Source organism: Aeromonas sp. TECH754 (assembly GCF_056279295.1).
The window spans coordinates 2216621-2233999 of sequence record NZ_JBWBRA010000001.1; the positions used below are offsets into that span (position 1 = coordinate 2216621).

Genomic DNA, 17379 nt, shown 5'->3' on the forward strand with positions numbered 1-17379 from the left:
GCTTTTAATTTTCACAGACACACACCTTCAGAATGGGACACCGACATGTTCAACGGAAAAACGATCCTGGTCACCGGGGGTTCCGGCTCCTTTGGCAAGAAATTTATCGAGACCGTCCTCTCCCGCTACACCCCCAGCCGTTTGATCGTTTATTCCCGTGATGAGCTCAAGCAATTCGAGATGCAGCAGCGTTTCAATCACCCCTGCATGCGTTACTTCATCGGTGATGTGCGAGACGCGGAGCGGCTCAACATGGCCATGCACGGCGTGGACTTCGTGGTCCATGCCGCCGCCCTCAAACAGGTGCCTGCCGCCGAATACAACCCCATGGAGTGCATCAAGACCAACGTGGGAGGAGCGGAAAACGTCATCAAGGCGGCGCTCAACAACGGGGTCGAGAAGGTGATTGCCCTCTCCACCGACAAGGCCGCCAACCCGGTCAACCTCTATGGCGCCACCAAACTCTGCTCCGACAAGCTGTTTGTCGCCGCCAATAATATGGCGGGCAAGAACCCGACTATCTTCTCCGTCGTCCGTTATGGCAACGTGGTCGGTTCTCGCGGTTCCGTGGTGCCCTTCTTCGACAGGCTGATCAGAGAGGGTGCCAGTCATCTGCCGATCACCCACGCCGAGATGACCCGCTTCTGGCTCACCCTGCAGCAAGGGGTCGACTTCGTGCTGACCAATTTCCAGCGGATGAAGGGAGGGGAACTCTTTATCCCCAAGATCCCGTCCGTGCGCATCACGGATCTCGCCAGCGCCATGGCGCCGGAACTGCCGCAAGAGATCATCGGCATTCGTCCCGGCGAGAAGCTGCACGAGGTCATGTGCCCGGCCGACGATTCCTATCACACCTTCGAGTTCAAGGATTATTACGTGATCTCCCCGAGCATCAGTTTCAGCAGTCGCAACAACGACTTCACGACCAATGCCGTTGGGGAAACGTCCACCCTGGTCGAGCCCGGTTTTGAATACAATTCCCTAAACAATCAGCACTTTCTGTCGATAGACGAACTACAGATGATGAACCAGCAGGTGCTAGCCGAATGATCCCCTATGGACGCCAATCCATCACTGATGATGACATCGATGCCGTCGTTGCCGTCCTGAAGTCGGACTTTCTGACCCAGGGTGAGATGGTCCCCGCCTTCGAGCAGGGGCTGGCCGATCATTGCCAGGTTCCCCATGTGATTGCTTGCAACAATGGCACCACGGCCCTGCACCTCGCCTGCGCCGTCCTGGACCTTGGGCCCAGTGACTCGGTCTGGGTCTCTGCCATCAGCTTCGTCGCCTCCGCCAACTGCGCCCGTTACTGCGGCGCCCAGGTGGATTTTGTCGATGTGGAGCCCGATACCGGCAACCTCGCCGTGGCGGCGCTGCGCACCAAGCTGCTGGCCGTTCAGGGCACCCCGGCCCAGCCCAAGGCGCTGGTCGCCGTGCACCTGGCAGGTCAGCCCTGCGATCTGGCGGAAATTGGCGCCCTGTGTCGACAATATGACGTTCGCCTGATTGAGGATGCCTGCCACGCCCTGGGCGCCAGTTACCAAGACAGCCCCATCGGCAGCTGCGCTCACAGCGACATGACCGTTTTCAGCTTCCATCCGGTGAAGCCCATCACCACGGGGGAAGGGGGCGCCGTCACCACTCGCGATGACGAGCTCGCCGCCAAGCTGAGGCTCTATCGCAGTCATGGCATCACCCGGGATCCCGAGCAACTGAGCGCGCCCAGCCCGGGTGGCTGGTACTATGAGCAGCAGGTGCTTGGCTTCAACTACCGTCTGACCGACATCCAGGCCGCTCTGGGTCTGAGCCAGATGCGCCGTTTGCCCCACTTCATCGACCAGCGCCAGCAGCTGGCGGCCCGCTATGACGAACTGTTGACTCGGCTGCCGGTAACGCCACTGCGTCAAGGCGATGAGCGCCGCTCCGGCTACCACCTCTACGTGATCCAGGTTGCCGACCGCGACCAGGTCTTTGCCCGCCTGCGAGACGCGGGCATTGGGGTGAACGTGCATTACATGCCCATCCCGGCTCAGCCTTACTACCGTGAGCTGGGGCAGGATCCCGCCAATTATCCCGGCGCCCAGGCCTACTACCGACAGGCCATCAGCCTGCCCCTGTTCCCGACCCTCTCCCTGGCCGATCAGGACAGGGTCGTCCAGGCCCTGGAGTCCGTGCTATGCGCCTAGCCCTGGGCACGGTGCAGTTCGGACTCGATTACGGCATCAGCAACCGGACAGGTGAGGTCGTGGATAGCGAGCTCGACCACATCCTGACCCTGGCCCGGCAACTGGGGATCGACACCCTCGACACGGCGCAGGCCTATGGCAATGCCGAGTCACGGCTCGGCAGCCGGCACACTGCCGACTTCCACCTGGTGAGCAAGCTGGCACCGGGCACCTCCGCCACCAATGTGGTGGCCTGTGTCGATGACAGCCTGCGACGGCTTGACCGTGCCAGGCTGGATGGCCTGCTGCTGCATCGCAGTCAGGATGCCAGCCCCGCGCTGTTCGAACGGCTCGAAGACCTGCAGCGACAAGGCAAGGTGGGCAAGCTCGGCGTCTCCGTCTACGCCCCCGAGGAGCTCGACACCTGGTTGGCTCAGGGCTACCCCCTGCAATTGGTACAACTGCCCGCCAACCTGCTGGATCAGCGCTTCCTGCGCGCGGGCTGGCTCGATAGGTTGCAGGATATAGGCTGCGAGATCCACGTCCGTTCCCTCTTCCTGCAGGGGCTGCTGCTGATGCAGCCAGCGATGCGCCCGGCTTATTTCGAGGCCTTCGCCGAGCCGCTGGCGCGGCTGGACAATTGGCATCCCCATCTCTCCCTCCTCGTCAAGTTGCTCTCGCTGACAGCGGCCCTGCCGCAGGTCAGCCGCTTCGTGGTGGGGGTCTGCCATGCTCATGAGCTGGCGGCCATAGGCGCGGCCCATGGCCATCTGCCTCAGTGGCCCGACACCGAGCTTGCCAGCCTCGCCTGCGACGACCCCGCCCTCATCAATCCGGCCATGTGGACATCATCATGATCCTCGGAATCTTGCAAGCCAGGGCAGGCTCCAGCCGGCTGCCTGGCAAGGTGCTCAAACCCTTGCTGGGTGAACCCATGCTCGCACGCCAGATTGAACGGCTCAAACGCGCGACGGGGCTGGACCAGTTGATGGTCGCCACCAGCGTTCAGGCCGACGATGAGGCCATCGCCCTGCTTTGTGAACGACTCGGAGTCCCCTGCTTTCGCGGTCCCCTGGACGATGTGCTGGCACGTTTCCACCTGGCGGCTCAACCCTTTGCCCCCGCTCATGTCGTCAGGCTGACCGGCGACTGCCCGCTCGCGGATCCCGCCCTCATCGACGAGCTCATCCACTTTCACCTGGCTGGCGGCTATGACTACAGCAGCAACTGTTGGGACCCCAGCTACCCGGATGGGCTGGATGCCGAGATCCTGAGTGCCAGCACCCTCAATCTGCTGGCTGAGCAGGCCACCAGCCCGGTTCAGCGCGAGCACGTCACCTATTACATTCGCCAGCACACCGATCAATTCAAGATCGGAAAATTGGCACGCCAGCCGAGCCTGTCCCACCTGCGTTGGACAGTGGATGAACCGGCCGATTTTGAGCTGGTTGAGCAGGTTTATAAGAAACTTTATCCTGAAAAACCAGCATTTAATACTGATGACATCCTCAATTTGCTGGTTCGGGAGCCACATCTCGCGACCCTGAACACCCAGCATCAGCGCAATGAAGGGCTGGCAAGCTCGCTGGCCAAGGAGAAGCACCCATGACCTCACGTTATCAACATTCACTGGCCCTCTCCGCACGGGCAGAGCAGAGCATTCCCTTAGGGTCCCAGACCTTCTCCAAGAGCCGTCTCTGCTTCCCCTATGGCGCAGCCCCCCTGTTCATCGAGCGCGGTGAAGGCGCAACGGTCTGGGACGTGGATGGCAACCAGTACCTGGATTTTGCCAGCGGCCTGCTCGCCATCAGCCTGGGCTACTGTGACCCGGATGTGAACCAGGCCGTACTGGAGCAGCTCAACCTGGGCTCCATCTTCTCGCTGCCTCACCGGCTGGAGACCGAAGTGGCGGAGCAGCTCATCGAGCTCATCCCCTGCGCCGAGATGGTGCGCTTTGGCAAGAACGGCACCGACGCCACCTCCGCCTGCATTCGCCTCTCCCGTGCCGTCACCGGGCGGGAGCGGGTCGCCGTCTGTGGCTACCACGGCTGGCAGGACTGGTACATCGGCTCCACCACCCGCCACCTGGGGGTGCCCGAGTGCGTGCGCGAGCTCACCCATCGCTTCGATTACAACGATCTGGCCTCCCTGCGGACCCAGCTCGAGGCTCACCCGGGCGAATTTGCCGCCGTGATCCTGGAGCCCATGAACGTCGCCTGGCCCACTCCGGAGTTTCTGCCCGGCCTGCGCCAGCTGTGCGATGAGCACGGTGCCCTGCTCATCTTCGATGAGACCATCACGGGTTTTCGCTTCCACCTTGGCGGTGCCCAGACCCTGTTCGGCGTGACGCCGGATCTGGCCGCCTTCGGCAAGGGGATGGCAAACGGCTTCCCGATCTCGGCCGTGGTGGGCCGCCGCGAGCACATGCAACGCATGGAGGATATCTTCTTCTCCGGTACCTTCGGCGGCGATGCCATCGCCCTGGCGGCCGCCAACGCCGTGATCAAGAAGATGCGTCGACTGAATGTGCCCGCTCGTCTGGCCGAGCGGGGCCAGCAGTTGCTCAGCGGGCTCGATGCCCTGCTGCAGAGACTGGACGCCCCGAGCTGGCTGCAGAGCGCAGGCCATCCCGGCTGGAGCTTCCTGCTCATCGCCGATTCCTCCAACCACTCCAGCTGGCTGCTCAAAAGCTACTTCATTCAGGAGTTGTGCAAGCGCGGGATCCTGAGCCTCGGCAGTCACAACATCAACCTGGCCCACAGTGAAGCGGACGTCGCTCGCTTGCTTGAGGTCTATGCAGAGGTGTTGCCGGCGTTGATCCGGCTGGATGCCGCGTGCGCTATCCACGAGGCCCTGGATGGTGAGCCGATCCAGCCCGTCTTCAAGGTGCGCTGAGTGCTGCCACTCTGGATCTTCACCGAAGGAGACAGGGCTCGGGGGCTCGGTCACATCAGCCGCTGCAGCGCCTATGCCGCCGCCTGGCAAGCCCAGGGGGGCTCCGTCCATTGGGCCGTGGACGGGGATGAGTTCGCCGGTTCCCTGCTCAAGGGGGAAAGTGTCAGCTGGGAGGCGTGGCAGGATAAAAACGTCCCCCCGCAGAACGCAGTCGCCATCGTCGACTCCTATTCGGCGAGCCTGGCCACCCTGGGGAGCATCTCGGCCGGCTTTGTACGGGTCATCTACCTCGATGACACCAGGCGACTGGCCTACCCTGAGGGGCTGGTGATCCATGCCAGCCCGGGCACACCCGACCGCCAGCCGGGCACCGCCAGCTGGCAGTGGGGGCCAAGCTGGCAGCCGCTGCGCCCGCCGTTCTGGTCGGTGCCCGCCCGCACTCGGATATCCGCCCGTATCGAGCGCCTCCTGATCATCATGGGAGGCACCGATATTCGGGATCTGACCCCGGGACTGGTGGCCTGGCTACACGATCATCACCCCGAGGTCGAACTGGAGGTCGTCATACATCAACCCGACCCCCGCCTCGCTCGCTGTCGGCAGCACCATCGCCTCGATGCCGGGCAGATGGTTGAACTCATGTCCCGCTGCGATCTCGTCATCAGCGCTGCCGGCCAGGTCAGTTACGAGCTGGCCCGCTGCGGTCTGCCCGGCCTTCTCATCGGGGTCGCCGACAATCAGGCCGATCAGCTCGCCGGCTGGTGCGGCCCGGATGGCTTCGTCTCCGCTGGCTGGTGGCACGAGCAGAGCCTGCTCCCCACACTGGCACTGGGGCTGACCCTGCTGGACAATCCGCAGGAGCGGGCCAGACGGGCCCGCGCCCTGCAGGCACGGATGAGCGGAAATGGCACCCTGGAGGCCCTCGCATGGCTCAGCCAGCGCTAGATCTGCAGCGGCACTTCGCGCTGGCCGGGATGGAGATCATCCCTTTTTCCGCCCTCGATGCACCACTGAGCCTGACGGTCTGGCAGATGCGCAACCACCCGGATGTCGCCCACTGGATGAGCTCGGGAGGTGAGATCCCGCTGGAGGCTCACCTGGCCTTCATGGCACGCCAGCAGCACGAGACCCGCAACTTCAACTATCTCTGCCTCGATAGCCAGGGCCCCGCCGGGGTCGTTTCCCTGCACCAGCTGGACTGGCACAATCGCATCGCCTGGCTCGGCATCTATCGCAACCCCTCGCGGCACGGGGAGAGCCTGGGTGCACGCCTGCTGGCGGCCGTCGGTCAACTAACATTCGATGTCGCCCGGCTACACACCCTCAAACTGGAGGTGGCCGCCGACAACGAGCGAGCCATCCTGGCCTATCAAAGAGCCGGCTTTCGCCACGAGGGCGCCTGGCGGGAAGCCGTCTGCCGCCCGGCTCAACACCGCTTTATCGATCTCCTGCTCATGGGGATCACCGAACAGGAGTGGAGACACCCATGACACTAGCCCAGGCTCAGGCCATCAATCCGAACCGATGCTTCGTCATCGCCGAACTGTCGGCCAATCATGGCCACTCCCTGGAGACGGCGATCGCGACCGTGCGCGCCGCCAAGGCGTGCGGCGCCGATGCCATCAAGATCCAGACCTATACCGCGGACACCATTACCCTGGATTGTGACAACGACTATTTCCAGATAAAGCAGGGGACCATCTGGGATGGCACCACGCTCCATAAGTTGTATCAGCAGGCCTATACCCCCTGGGAATGGCATGCCGCCATCCAGGCCGAGGCACACAGGGAGGGGCTGGTCTTCTTCTCGACCCCTTTTGATTTCACTGCCGTCGATTTCCTGGAGAGCCTGGATGTGCCCCTCTACAAGATCGCTTCCTTCGAGATCACCGATATCCCTCTGATCGAATACGCGGCCAGCAAGGGCAAGCCGATGATCATCTCCACCGGCATCGCCACCCTTGCCGACATAGATGCGGCCGTGCAGGCCTGTCGGCGCATGGGCAACCAGGACATCACCCTGCTCAAGTGCACCTCCTCCTACCCGGCCCCGGCAGAGGAGGCAAACCTGCTCACCATGCCCAACCTGGCGCAGACCTTCGGCGTCAAGGCCGGGCTGTCGGACCATACCCTGGGCCATGCCGTGGCCATCGCCGCCACCGCCCTCGGTGCCAAAGTGATCGAGAAGCACTTTATTCTGGATAGAACCATTGGTGGGCCCGATGCCTCTTTTTCGATGACACCCAGCGAGTTCGGCTCAATGGTTGAAGGAATACGGCAAGCGGAGGCGGCGCTGGGCGAGGTCAGCTACCACCTCAACAAGAAGGCCATGCTGAGCCGGCAATTCTCGCGATCCCTCTTCGTCTGCGAAGACATGAAGGCGGGTGAACACTTCACCCCGCAAAATCTGAGATCCATTCGCCCCGCCCACGGCTTGGCGCCTATCCACCTGCCATCCCTGCTCGGCCGCAGCGCCAGTCAGGATATTCAGGCCGGTACACCGCTGGATTGGTCACTGGTTTCCTGAGCCACCGAGGAACACGATATGCAACAGAAGAACGTCTTCATGGCGCAGGAAGGGAACGAGTGGTATGAGCGCAACAAGGCCGCCATCCTCGACAAGTCCCTGGGAAGCGATCCCATCTTCAAGGCGCTGGTGTATCTGGGCTGCAAGCATGTCTGAACGTGAATGAACCACCTCCGGTGGAGGTATCGTCCCTTAAAAAGGTCTGATATATGAATACAGATAAAATCATCTTAAAAAAGAAGTTAGATGGGCAAGAGTCATCTATTACAATCCGAAATATGATAATCTCAGATATCACGGAAACATATTGCGATTGGCTAAACGATATTGAAGTTAATAATTTCCTTGAATCCCGCTTCACTAAATGGGATATAGACTCTCTTCTAAAATATTATCATGACAAGAACGGTATCGAATTATTGCTTGCCATTATCGATGACAACTCTGGTACACATGTTGGAAATATAAAAATCTCAAGTATAGATAAACATCATCATAGGGCGGATATCGGGATCATTATTGGTGATAAAAGGTTCTGGGGGAAAGGAATAGCCACAGAAGCCATTGAACTAGTAACTGATTATTGTTTTTCAACATTGCAACTTCACAAGGTCACAGCTGGTGCTTATGTAGAAAACATAGGCTCCATCAAAGCCTTTTTAAACAATGGATTTGTCATTGAAGGAGAGAGACAAGAACATTTTCTGACCTCTTCTGGATGGACAACTTCTATTTTACTTGGGAAGGTAAACAAGGGAGTCTCCTAAGAATATAAAGCAGACCGATTCAATTTCTATGACTTATTTACATGAATCGGTCTTTTATTATTTATAGATGATGTATTTCAATCGAAAAGACCATGTTCTTTTCTATCAATGCTATCCAGAGTCCCTGAATATTTTTCTTTCATGGAGCTGAAATAATTCCGCATACTATCTATCATTTCATTTACAGTTATATAAAAAGCATCTGACTCATCAAATTTATATAAAAAAGATAAAATGACACTGAATGAATAGTTTATAGAGCCAATCAGGCATCTATAGATATACTCATAACCACATATTGCGATAGTATTTAAATGATCATAGGTTATTGACATACATGAAATAATATCTTGCTTAGTGAGGAATTTTTTATCCCACTCCAAGATAAACCTATCAACAAAATCATCAAATAAATCAAACCTTAAGCTTTCAGTTAAAGCTTTCAGATCTACATTCATTGGTTTGTATACTTCGGTAATAATATTTTTCAACAGCTTTGATTTATCTAAAATAAGCCGACTTAGTTTAACGTGCTCACATAAAATCGGCTTAGTACCATTAATTTGTGCACCATCAGAGCAGTTATAAACATGAGTGTCTTTATAGCTATCAATAAGCCGTTCCATAACTGTCTTGGAATGTATCATCATGTTGGTTGTTTCTACTTCACCACCAAAATTACCAGGCACAAGATGTCGACTCTTTTTAGCTATTTGTGTTGATAGCTTTTCTTTTGATTTTCCCTTGGAATCGAAATAGAAACTTAATTTAGAATGGTGATGACTGTCACTTTTATAACCATTATCAATTCCAACAAGATAAATATTTTTGAATCCAAGGCGACATGCGGTTGCAAGACCAGTATTTCCAACTAGAGGATTCGCAGACCTTAATATATCTCTCTGTGTTGTAATTCTGGCATGTTTATCAAGGAAAGACACTCCTGGTTCAAAACCTTTAAACGCTAGCCCAATACGATTAAATTGTTCCGCACAATCAGGATGAATCACATCAACACTTAGAAATAATATATCCTTTAAATACGAGCTGTCATTCAATATACGATGCGAGTCTGGCACAACTTTTGTTCTTTCAACTTGAACATGAATATCTGGTTTAATACCAGCTCTATGTAGAGCAGATAATGCACTACCACAGCTCAATATAAGTGCATATTCTTGATATTCTTTTAGTAGATTTATTGCCGCATCAAGCGAGGGACCATTGCCTACAATAAAAAATGGAACATCCTCCCATTGCTTATCAATTTTCTGATCTTTGACTAAAAATGGAATATTCCTTTTGACATTCGCAATAGTATGAGACATTGCAATAATATTGTCATCGAAAAATCCCCACCCACTGACCAAGAAAAAAAACTCCTGTTTTGTTTTCTTTATCAGCTCAAGAATATCATTACTTTTATAATGCCAAAAACCAACACTCGCAGATGAAAGATAAGAGCCATACTTTGCTGAAGCAACTGTTATATCTTGAATTATGTCATCTTTATTCTGCCCAAGGAATATATGGATTTTCAAATTCTCTTCATTGATATAATCAAGAAGCACAAACCAATCAAATGTAAACAATGATGCATAAAAGAGATCCATGTCTGGCTCAATTATAAAGAGTAAGCTTGGCCGACATTTCTCATAAAGGTAAGAAATCTGGTATCCTAAACCTACACCATACATAAACATTAGTGGAATTTCACTTCCTACTGAAGTAATTGGGTATAGGCTTTCTGATGCAGCAGATTGCTTATGCATCATCTCATTCATGAAATCCAAATGAATGAACTCAAGTGGGTTATCCTCTATCGAGAAATTGAGTGTTTGGATCGAACTGCCCCGATTTAAAATACGCTCAATTTGCTGCTTACAATCTAGATATGGATCCTGCCCATAGAAAGGACGAGGATCATCACGCCATAATAGATTAGGGATACCATTATCATTGCAAAAAAAATCAAACTCCCTTTTTGGCTTGTATGAATTGAACTCCTTGTAAATAGTTGGGATATATCTACGGAAAGCATCCATGTTCCTTTCGAAACGAACTGGGAGCACCTCGATCATTGCTCTTTCTTGCTCTTTCTGTTTTTTTAAAATGAAAGCTTTAGCTTCGAGAGATTCAATGTCTTTATTTATATCCATAACAAACCTATTTTATTTGGAGTAAATTTTGTATGACTGAGTCGCTTTTCCAGCAGCTATAATATCAACCAATCGGTGTTGTATCTCATTTTTTTCAGCCTCTAGGCGAAATACCCACTCTTTGTCCAAGGCAACAACTGACTTGGCGACAGAAACTAGGTCAGAACTAAAAACTCCAGTTTCACAAAGTGATTGTAATAAACGAAGACGTTTCTCGACTAAATCCTGAGCTAAAGACAGATTATTATCCGATAGAGCTTCAATCATCGCAGTTGTCAGCTGTTCCAGCTTACATGCATCTGTCATAATGACGCCTGCTTAGCTAATGTTTTTTCACGCTCTTCTACTGGAATCGCATCCCATCCACTCTTAATTGTCAACATCAATTGGCTAATCTCGTCTAGAGGGGCAATATCCATATTACGGCTAGCATCAAGCAAACGCTGCTTCATATATTCATAAAGAGCAAATAAATCTTCAGGGATTTTACCATATGAAAAGTCTAATGAATCTTGTAACCCATTGATCAGGGCCATACATTTGGAAATGGCAACTGACTTGCCTTCAAAATCTCTGCGCTCTATTGCCCCTTTAGATTGAGCAAGACGTTCAATACACCCCTGCATCATCAGCTGAATGACACGATAGGGATCGGCTACCGCCATCTCAGCCTGCAGATTTTGAGTGGTGTAAGCTTTGATATTCTTGCGATACATGACAGCTCCTCTTTACTCAGGATCGCGAAAATACAACTCAGGATGATGAGCCTGAAGTATTGATAAGGCTTAGATAAGATGCCGACTGGTTCATTTTGGCAAGTAATGTATCCAAGCCACCATAACGAGCCCTTAGACTGGCTTCATATTTCACCAATTGGGCCGAGGTATCGGATTCTTTTTGTGCCAGTGTCCGTAGATCTGAGTTGAGAGAATCTTCTCGTTGAGCAAGTAACCCACCCGTTTTGGAATAGTCTTCCAGAGATGTGGCTAACTGGCCTGCAACCCCTTTCTCACCACCGAATATGGCAACTACCTGCTCGAAATTTTTATCCAACGCCTCATCAAATTTCTCACTATCAAGAGAGAGCACCCCCTTGTTATCCATTTTGATCCCAAGCTGGAAAATGGTGTCAAATACATTCGAGTTGTCGGAGGGAGTGATTAGAATACTACTCATCTGATTGACTACACTACGCGTAACTGAATCACCAGCCAGAGCACCACCATCATCCTTACTCTGACCCGCGACTATACTGTTGCGTTTACCCAACGCATCCGCTTTGCTGACCAAGGTGTTGTAACCATCGATAAAACTCTTGACCATGGCTTTGATGCCATTCTTGTCAGTCGTTACATCCACCTTGTTCGACTTGGTGTTACCATCAGCGTCCTTATCCGATTCGCGCAGTATAGTGAGCTTCAAACCCATGATCGTACCATCGAAGGTATTGGTCGCACTGGTCAGTTTATTACCATCAACTTCTATCTCTGCGTCACTCGCCGGGTCCCCAACTTGTTGCAATGCAGAGACAAAACCTGACAGGCCTGGCGTGCTGCCACTAATTTGCAGATCCCTACCGGTTCCACTTACGCCCGAATCCATCACCAACTTGGCCTTGCCATCCGATGTATTGATGATATTGGCGGTCAAGCCAAAGTTGTCACCGTTGTTGTTTATTTTTTTGCGCACACTCTGCAGTGAATCTCCCGCTTTGACATCGACGGAGAACGTCTTGTCACCCGCCTTGAAGGTCAGTGTGCCATCTTCAGTGATCAAGGCATCGGTAGAGCTGTCGAAAGTCCCTTCAAACTTGCTGGTGGTTGCCAATTTATTGACAGTGATATTGTACTGACCATTGGAGGAACCCGCCTTACTCTCCACCTTGAGAATGGGGTTGTCCTTGTCCTGAGTAATGTTGACGGCACGCTTGTTGAACGCATCCGTTTTGGCCATATCTTTGAGAGTAGTAACATAGGACGCAATGGCCGATTTCAGCTGACCCACTCCGGAAAGCGTAATTTGGGTGTTGGTCTTCTTGGTGGTGATTGGCTGCTGGAGCTGTGCCTTTCTGGCGTTCAGACTGGCAGAAATCACGCTCTCCAAATCAATACCTGACCCTGCGCCTGCTGACGTTATCGCTGCCATTGTCTTATCTCCTCATTCGTTTTGAGTGGCTTATATCTCACTATCGAGCAGCAAACCGACTTTGGGGTTGGCCCCCGCCTCTCCCAGGCGCAGTGCCTGGATCCGTTTGTTGATAGTGATGAGCTCTTCACTGGGGATCTGACGGATCACCGACTTGGTGTCAGCATCCATCACCTTGATAACCACCTGATCCAGCTCTTTTTCCACGCTAAAATTGACAGTCCAACCCTGTTGTTGGCTGAACTCCTGCAAATTTTGTACCTGTTTTTCTATATCCGCTTGGCTCTGTTGCACCGAAAGAGTCAGATCCTTTGACTCCTGCCGTTTCCGGGGCGCAACGCCGGCGTCTTCCACTCCGCCAGAAAGCAATTGAGCGGCCACTTGGCCGCTCTTGTCACTTAGCTGTACGGAAGAGCCATTGGCAGATGACAGGTTTCCAAGTTCTGTTGTCATCTTCTCTCTCCCATTTCAATCAGCCCGTCAGTCTTAACCAAGCAGGGACAGGGCTGACTGTGGCCGTTGGTTCGCTTGCGCCAAGATACTGGAGGCCGCCTGTTGCAGAATATTCTGCTTGGTCATATTGGCAGTCTCGGTAGCAAAGTCCGCATCACGGATACGGGAGCGAGCGGCACTCAGATTCTCGGAGATATTAGACTGGTTGCGGATAGTGGAGTCGAAACGGTTCTGTACCGCACCGAGCTCTGCTCGCTTACTGTCCACCACCTGGATCATCTTGTCCAAGTTAGCGAAAGCCAATTGGGCACTGGAGCCCGTAGAGCCGGAGATATCATCGATATTTGACCAACTAACTGGTGCACCTGTCGCTGACGCGGCAGGAATACCCGCTACGCCACCAGGAGTACCTGATACTGTTGAACTCACAGATGCAACAGAAACTGTTGAAGCAACATAATCAGTGTCTGTCACTGTCCATGCATCATCACCACTGCTGGCAGTCGAAGCCGCCATAATGGTGGCGCTGCCTTTGGTGGCGCTGGCAATACCCGACATGGAAAACTGGGTATCCAGCTTGAAAGATATGGTCTGGCCCGCATCGGCTCCCACTTGGAAGGTGCCATTGTAGTTACCGTCCAACAGTTTCTTACCACCGAAGGTGGTGTCAGTACCGATACGATTGATTTCGGTATTTAACTGCTTATATTCGGCCTGCAGTGCATCACGGTCATCTTTGCTATTCGAACCGTTGGCCGATTGCTGGGCCAGGGTACGCATCCGTTGCAGCATGGAAGTGACTTCGTCCATGGCCCCTTCGGCAGTCTGGGCCACAGAGATACCGTCGTTGGCGTTGCGGTTACCTTGATCCAGGCCATTGACTTGGGAGGTCAAGCGGTTGGAGATCTGCAGACCCGCCGCATCGTCCTTGGCGCTGTTGATACGTAGACCGGAGGCCAGACGGGTATAGGAGGTATCCAGAGATTTGTTGGTGTTCATCAAGTTACGCTGGGCGTTCAGTGATGAAGTGTTAGTATTGATATACATAGCCATAAAGAATTTCTCCTGATGAACAAGAAACTGCGGGCTCTGCTTGCGTCAGTGCAGCCAGGATCCCACCGTTCAGACGGACAGATTGAACAGTCTGTACCATCTGGCGGGCCCCCTGTTTGAACGGACACAGGACCCGCAGTTGCGCAAATGTTGGATTTCCGAACACCCCTCAATTTGCTTCACACTATGTAGCGGCAGCCCCATCGGAAGCTTTAGGAAATTTATTGCCGCCCTCATCAACAAAGCGGCAAGGCCTCTCCGCCCAAAATAAGCGTTGCTGGCAATGGGACATCGTCGTCAAGTCGTAACGAATGTAGAGAAGGGAACTTGCAGCCGACATACCATCCTAGTGATTAGTTGGCATGGCTTGTGCTTAAGTTTATGTGTCGTCGATTTTCCGACGCCCATAAAAAAGGCCGACAATGTCGGCCAAAGAAGAGCTTACGCTCAGGAGAACAACCTCGAGGGTGACAGAGTGAACGATCTGCGCAACACTCGAGGGGTAATACCAATTTAAGAGAAACTCTCTTTCGATAGGACAAGGCGTAAATCCGAACACCCCATTGTTCCATCTTGCTTACCAGGGCGGCCTGAACAACCGCCCTTTTCTTTTTCTCGCAATCCGTCAGCTTAGCCTTGCAGCAGGGAGAGCGCAGACTGCGGACGCTGGTTGGCCTGGGCCAGAATACTGGACGCAGCCTGTTGCAGAATATTCTGCTTGGTCATATTGGCGGTCTCGGTGGCGAAATCTGCATCACGGATACGGGAGCGGGCAGCGCTGACGTTTTCCGAGATATTGGCCTGGTTGCGGATGGTGGAGTCGAATCGGTTTTGCACCGCACCCAGCTCTGCCCGCTTGCTGTCGACCACCTGGATCATCTTGTCTAAGTTAGCAAAAGCCAACTGAGCACTAGAGCCCGTAGAGCCGGAGATATCATCGATATTCGACCAACTAACTGGTGCACCTGTCGCTGACGCGGCAGGAATACCCGCTACGCCACCAGGAGTACCTGATACTGTTGAACTCACAGATGCAACAGAAACTGTTGAAGCAACATAACCAGTGTCTGTCACCGTCCAAGCATCGTCACCACTGCTGGCAGTCGAAGCAGCCATAATGGTGGCGCTGCCTTTCGTGGCGCTGGCGATGCCTGACAAGGTAAAAGCAGTTTCCATTTTGAAAGAGATTGTCTGACCGGCATCAGCCCCAACCTGGAAGGTGCCTGAGTAACCCCCAGCCAACAGTTTCTGGCCGCCAAAGGTCGTGTCGTTGGCAATCCGGTTGATCTCGGTAGAGAGCTGTTTGTATTCGGCCTGCAATGCATCTCTGTCATCTTTACTGTTAGAGCCATTGGCAGATTGCTGTGACAGAGTCCGCATCCGCTGCAGCATGGAGGTCACTTCATCCATGGCACCTTCAGCCGTCTGGGCAACGGAAATACCGTCGTTGGCGTTACGATTGCCCTGGTCCAGGCCGTTGACTTGGGAGGTCAAACGGTTGGAGATCTGCAGACCCGCCGCATCGTCTTTAGCGCTGTTGATGCGCAGGCCGGAGGCCAGACGAGTGTAGGAGGTATCCAGAGATTTGGTGCTATTCATCATGTTACGCTGAGCGTTGAGCGATGAAACGTTAGTATTAATAAACAGACTCATAACTATTCTCCTAAGCTATTAAATTTTATCTTTAATTCACTCAGGCTTTGTTTTGTTTTGTGCCTGATATGTTTAGTTAACGGCGCCTTTTTCAGATACTTTAATTTGTTTTTTACAGCGCTTGTCGCTGTAATCGCCGCCTACCCTATATATCGGCCCATATCCGCCAGCCTTGAGAAAAAAATTCAGGATTTTTTGCGTCGACCCCGAAGCAGCCCTCCTCGGCCAAGAGCCGTCTCTCCCTCCCGATGGATGGGAAGCGGTCATTTCACCAGCGCCTCCTGACCACCAGCCCCTGGAAACTGGGCCTGGCTCCCATTTTTACACACCAGGATTGCTCACTCGCCTGACTTGCCCCTAAAATCGCCGCCCCATCACTTATTGGACGTGAGTTGTTCTCCATGCAGACACTGGTTGAGCAGATTGTTTACATCAGCGACATGTTTGGTACTGCGGTTTTCGCGTTCTCCGGGGTGCTGGTCGCGGGCAGGCTGCGGATGGACGGTTTCGGCGTCATGGTACTGGCGGCGGTGACCGCCATCGGCGGGGGCACCATCCGCGACATGATCCTGGGGGCCACCCCGGTGTTCTGGGTGCGCGATCCCCTCTATATCTGGGTGATCATCGCCACCGCACTGATCGGCATGTGGATGGTCAAGCTGCCGAGGCGCATGCCCTGGTACGTGCTGCCGGTGGCGGATGCCTTCGGCTTGGCCCTGTTTACCGTGATCGGGGCACAAAAAGCGCTCAACTTCGGCACGCCGGGCCTGATCGCGGTGATCATGGGCACCATGACCGGTGTCGCCGGCGGCATGATCCGGGACGTGCTGGCCCGTGAAGTGCCCATGGTGCTGCAGAAGGAAATCTACGCCACCGCCTGCATCCTGGGAGGCATCCTCTATACCCTGGCGCTGGAGTGCCATGTGGACAAGGTCGTCGCCATGCTGATCAGCATGCTGGGGGTGTTTGGTCTGCGGGTGGCGGCCATCTACTGGCATCTGTCGCTGCCGACTTTCTCGCTGCAACGACACTGAACTGGCTCTGAATGGGCTGGATCCCATCCCGGGAGGGGTGGCATTGAACCAAGCACACTTTTCTGTTGTCATAGAGTGGTCGTTTTAAGCCGGACTACCTCATGCAAAAATTTGGGCTCATTACCACTCTCCTACTGATGACGGTTGCGGCGGCTCATGCCGGCGCGCAGGCCCTGTTCGGACGCCTGGCATCGACCCCGGTGCAACAGTTCAACCAGCAGATCCGTCAGGCGAGCAGCAGTCAGCAGGGTTGGGTCAACGACTACCGCGAAGTGGCGCGCCGCTTCGTGGGCCATGAGGACGTGCCCAGCCGCATCCACGCCCAGCAACTGGATAACGATCTGGTGCTCTCGGTGGCGCTCGATGGCCGCAAGAGCGACATGATCTACATCCTGACCATGTTTCGCAGCGACAACCTGTGGCAGATGCGTCAGGCCGAGATGGGCTGGCGCTGTCAGGGCCAGGAGACCTTTACCCCCGTGCCTTGCCCCTGATCCCATGGCAGAAGATAGAGGGATCAGCCTG

At 53.9% G+C, this 17379-nt stretch carries 19 protein-coding genes; 12 read left to right on the plus strand and 7 right to left on the minus strand.

From position 1 onward, the window contains the following. The first annotated feature begins 45 nt into the window (after positions 1-45). Genes pseB through ACZ9IL_RS09770 form a run of 10 tightly spaced genes read left to right on the plus strand, consistent with a single transcriptional unit; the run spans position 46 to position 8357 of the window. The gene (gene pseB / locus ACZ9IL_RS09725; RefSeq protein ID WP_476003328.1) at positions 46-1050 is read left to right on the plus strand and encodes a UDP-N-acetylglucosamine 4,6-dehydratase (inverting); all 1005 of its coding nucleotides are present in this window, start codon (positions 46-48) and stop codon (positions 1048-1050) included. After that, positions 1047-2189: a UDP-4-amino-4,6-dideoxy-N-acetyl-beta-L-altrosamine transaminase gene (gene pseC / locus ACZ9IL_RS09730; RefSeq protein ID WP_476003329.1), complete on the plus strand. Its 1143-nt coding sequence runs from the start codon at positions 1047-1049 to the stop codon at positions 2187-2189. Before pseB ends, pseC begins: the two co-directional genes overlap by 4 nt. Further along, a complete protein-coding gene (locus ACZ9IL_RS09735; protein ID WP_476003330.1) occupies positions 2180-3025 on the plus strand; it encodes an aldo/keto reductase in 846 nt (281 codons plus the stop codon). The genes pseC and ACZ9IL_RS09735 overlap by 10 nt, the downstream gene beginning before the upstream one ends. Continuing rightward, complete coding sequence (locus tag ACZ9IL_RS09740) at positions 3022-3777, plus strand: cytidylyltransferase domain-containing protein (protein WP_476003331.1); 756 nt, start codon at positions 3022-3024, stop codon at positions 3775-3777. Before ACZ9IL_RS09735 ends, ACZ9IL_RS09740 begins: the two co-directional genes overlap by 4 nt. Further along, the gene (locus tag ACZ9IL_RS09745; protein WP_476003332.1) at positions 3774-5063 is read left to right on the plus strand and encodes an aminotransferase class III-fold pyridoxal phosphate-dependent enzyme; all 1290 of its coding nucleotides are present in this window, start codon (positions 3774-3776) and stop codon (positions 5061-5063) included. The genes ACZ9IL_RS09740 and ACZ9IL_RS09745 overlap by 4 nt, the downstream gene beginning before the upstream one ends. Then, positions 5064-6008: a hypothetical protein gene (locus ACZ9IL_RS09750; protein WP_476003333.1), complete on the plus strand. Its 945-nt coding sequence runs from the start codon at positions 5064-5066 to the stop codon at positions 6006-6008. Further along, complete coding sequence (pseH, locus tag ACZ9IL_RS09755) at positions 5990-6553, plus strand: UDP-4-amino-4,6-dideoxy-N-acetyl-beta-L-altrosamine N-acetyltransferase (RefSeq protein WP_476003334.1); 564 nt, start codon at positions 5990-5992, stop codon at positions 6551-6553. The genes ACZ9IL_RS09750 and pseH overlap by 19 nt, the downstream gene beginning before the upstream one ends. Continuing rightward, positions 6550-7590, plus strand: a complete 1041-nt coding sequence (pseI, locus tag ACZ9IL_RS09760) for a pseudaminic acid synthase (protein WP_476003336.1) — start codon at positions 6550-6552, stop codon at positions 7588-7590. The genes pseH and pseI overlap by 4 nt, the downstream gene beginning before the upstream one ends. An 18-nt stretch (positions 7591-7608) precedes the next feature. After that, positions 7609-7746, plus strand: coding sequence for a hypothetical protein (locus ACZ9IL_RS09765; protein ID WP_476003337.1), 138 nt, complete (start codon positions 7609-7611; stop codon positions 7744-7746). Positions 7747-7799: 53 nt separating this feature from the next. Next, positions 7800-8357 (plus strand): GNAT family N-acetyltransferase, encoded by a 558-nt coding sequence (locus tag ACZ9IL_RS09770; RefSeq protein ID WP_476003338.1) that lies wholly within the window; start codon positions 7800-7802, stop codon positions 8355-8357. A 77-nt stretch (positions 8358-8434) separates the two neighbouring features. Here the strand turns inward: ACZ9IL_RS09770 and ACZ9IL_RS09775 are convergent, their stop codons facing one another. The 7 genes from ACZ9IL_RS09775 to ACZ9IL_RS09805 form a co-directional block, all read right to left on the minus strand. Continuing rightward, positions 8435-10516: a motility associated factor glycosyltransferase family protein gene (locus ACZ9IL_RS09775; RefSeq protein WP_476003339.1), complete on the minus strand. Its 2082-nt coding sequence runs from the start codon at positions 10514-10516 to the stop codon at positions 8435-8437. A 12-nt stretch (positions 10517-10528) separates the two neighbouring features. Beyond that, positions 10529-10822 carry a flagellar protein FliT gene (fliT, locus tag ACZ9IL_RS09780; protein WP_476003340.1) on the minus strand — a complete coding sequence of 98 codons (294 nt, stop codon included), beginning with the start codon at positions 10820-10822 and terminating at the stop codon, positions 10529-10531. Continuing rightward, entirely contained in the window at positions 10819-11232 is a 414-nt protein-coding gene (gene fliS / locus ACZ9IL_RS09785) for a flagellar export chaperone FliS (protein ID WP_476003341.1), read from the minus strand. The genes fliT and fliS overlap by 4 nt, the downstream gene beginning before the upstream one ends. Positions 11233-11269: 37 nt before the next feature. Continuing rightward, positions 11270-12661, minus strand: a complete 1392-nt coding sequence (gene fliD, locus ACZ9IL_RS09790; protein WP_476003342.1) for a flagellar filament capping protein FliD — start codon at positions 12659-12661, stop codon at positions 11270-11272. Between the two features lie 30 nt (positions 12662-12691). Continuing rightward, positions 12692-13114 (minus strand): flagellar protein FlaG, encoded by a 423-nt coding sequence (locus ACZ9IL_RS09795; protein WP_476003343.1) that lies wholly within the window; start codon positions 13112-13114, stop codon positions 12692-12694. 33 nt (positions 13115-13147) lie between these two features. Next, a complete protein-coding gene (locus ACZ9IL_RS09800; protein ID WP_476003344.1) occupies positions 13148-14167 on the minus strand; it encodes a flagellin N-terminal helical domain-containing protein in 1020 nt (339 codons plus the stop codon). A 630-nt stretch (positions 14168-14797) separates the two neighbouring features. Beyond that, entirely contained in the window at positions 14798-15820 is a 1023-nt protein-coding gene (locus tag ACZ9IL_RS09805) for a flagellin N-terminal helical domain-containing protein (protein WP_476003345.1), read from the minus strand. 401 nt (positions 15821-16221) lie between these two features. Between ACZ9IL_RS09805 and ACZ9IL_RS09810 the strand changes: the two genes are divergently transcribed. Both ACZ9IL_RS09810 and ACZ9IL_RS09815 read left to right on the plus strand, forming a co-directional pair. Further along, on the plus strand, positions 16222-16854 hold the full coding sequence (locus ACZ9IL_RS09810; RefSeq protein ID WP_310596649.1) for a trimeric intracellular cation channel family protein: 633 nt from the start codon (positions 16222-16224) through the stop codon (positions 16852-16854). A gap of 101 nt (positions 16855-16955) precedes the next feature. Next, a complete protein-coding gene (locus ACZ9IL_RS09815) occupies positions 16956-17348 on the plus strand; it encodes a hypothetical protein (RefSeq protein ID WP_476003346.1) in 393 nt (130 codons plus the stop codon). The last annotated feature ends 31 nt before the right edge of the window (positions 17349-17379 follow it).

Bases quoted from the DNA above. Each gene is read 5' to 3' on its own strand.
- pseB (WP_476003328.1), top strand. From the start codon at position 46: ATGTTCAACGGAAAAACGATCCTGGTCACCGGGGGTTCCGGCTCCTTT.
- pseC (WP_476003329.1), top strand. From the start codon at position 1,047: ATGATCCCCTATGGACGCCAATCCATCACTGATGATGACATCGATGCC.
- ACZ9IL_RS09735 (WP_476003330.1), top strand. From the start codon at position 2,180: ATGCGCCTAGCCCTGGGCACGGTGCAGTTCGGACTCGATTACGGCATC.
- ACZ9IL_RS09740 (WP_476003331.1), top strand. From the start codon at position 3,022: ATGATCCTCGGAATCTTGCAAGCCAGGGCAGGCTCCAGCCGGCTGCCT.
- ACZ9IL_RS09745 (WP_476003332.1), top strand. From the start codon at position 3,774: ATGACCTCACGTTATCAACATTCACTGGCCCTCTCCGCACGGGCAGAG.
- pseH (WP_476003334.1), top strand. From the start codon at position 5,990: ATGGCTCAGCCAGCGCTAGATCTGCAGCGGCACTTCGCGCTGGCCGGG.
- pseI (WP_476003336.1), top strand. From the start codon at position 6,550: ATGACACTAGCCCAGGCTCAGGCCATCAATCCGAACCGATGCTTCGTC.
- ACZ9IL_RS09765 (WP_476003337.1), top strand. From the start codon at position 7,609: ATGCAACAGAAGAACGTCTTCATGGCGCAGGAAGGGAACGAGTGGTAT.
- ACZ9IL_RS09770 (WP_476003338.1), top strand. From the start codon at position 7,800: ATGAATACAGATAAAATCATCTTAAAAAAGAAGTTAGATGGGCAAGAG.
- ACZ9IL_RS09775 (WP_476003339.1), bottom strand. From the start codon at position 10,516: ATGGATATAAATAAAGACATTGAATCTCTCGAAGCTAAAGCTTTCATT.
- fliT (WP_476003340.1), bottom strand. From the start codon at position 10,822: ATGACAGATGCATGTAAGCTGGAACAGCTGACAACTGCGATGATTGAA.
- fliS (WP_476003341.1), bottom strand. From the start codon at position 11,232: ATGTATCGCAAGAATATCAAAGCTTACACCACTCAAAATCTGCAGGCT.
- fliD (WP_476003342.1), bottom strand. From the start codon at position 12,661: ATGGCAGCGATAACGTCAGCAGGCGCAGGGTCAGGTATTGATTTGGAG.
- ACZ9IL_RS09795 (WP_476003343.1), bottom strand. From the start codon at position 13,114: ATGACAACAGAACTTGGAAACCTGTCATCTGCCAATGGCTCTTCCGTA.
- ACZ9IL_RS09800 (WP_476003344.1), bottom strand. From the start codon at position 14,167: ATGGCTATGTATATCAATACTAACACTTCATCACTGAACGCCCAGCGT.
- ACZ9IL_RS09805 (WP_476003345.1), bottom strand. From the start codon at position 15,820: ATGAGTCTGTTTATTAATACTAACGTTTCATCGCTCAACGCTCAGCGT.
- ACZ9IL_RS09810 (WP_310596649.1), top strand. From the start codon at position 16,222: ATGCAGACACTGGTTGAGCAGATTGTTTACATCAGCGACATGTTTGGT.
- ACZ9IL_RS09815 (WP_476003346.1), top strand. From the start codon at position 16,956: ATGCAAAAATTTGGGCTCATTACCACTCTCCTACTGATGACGGTTGCG.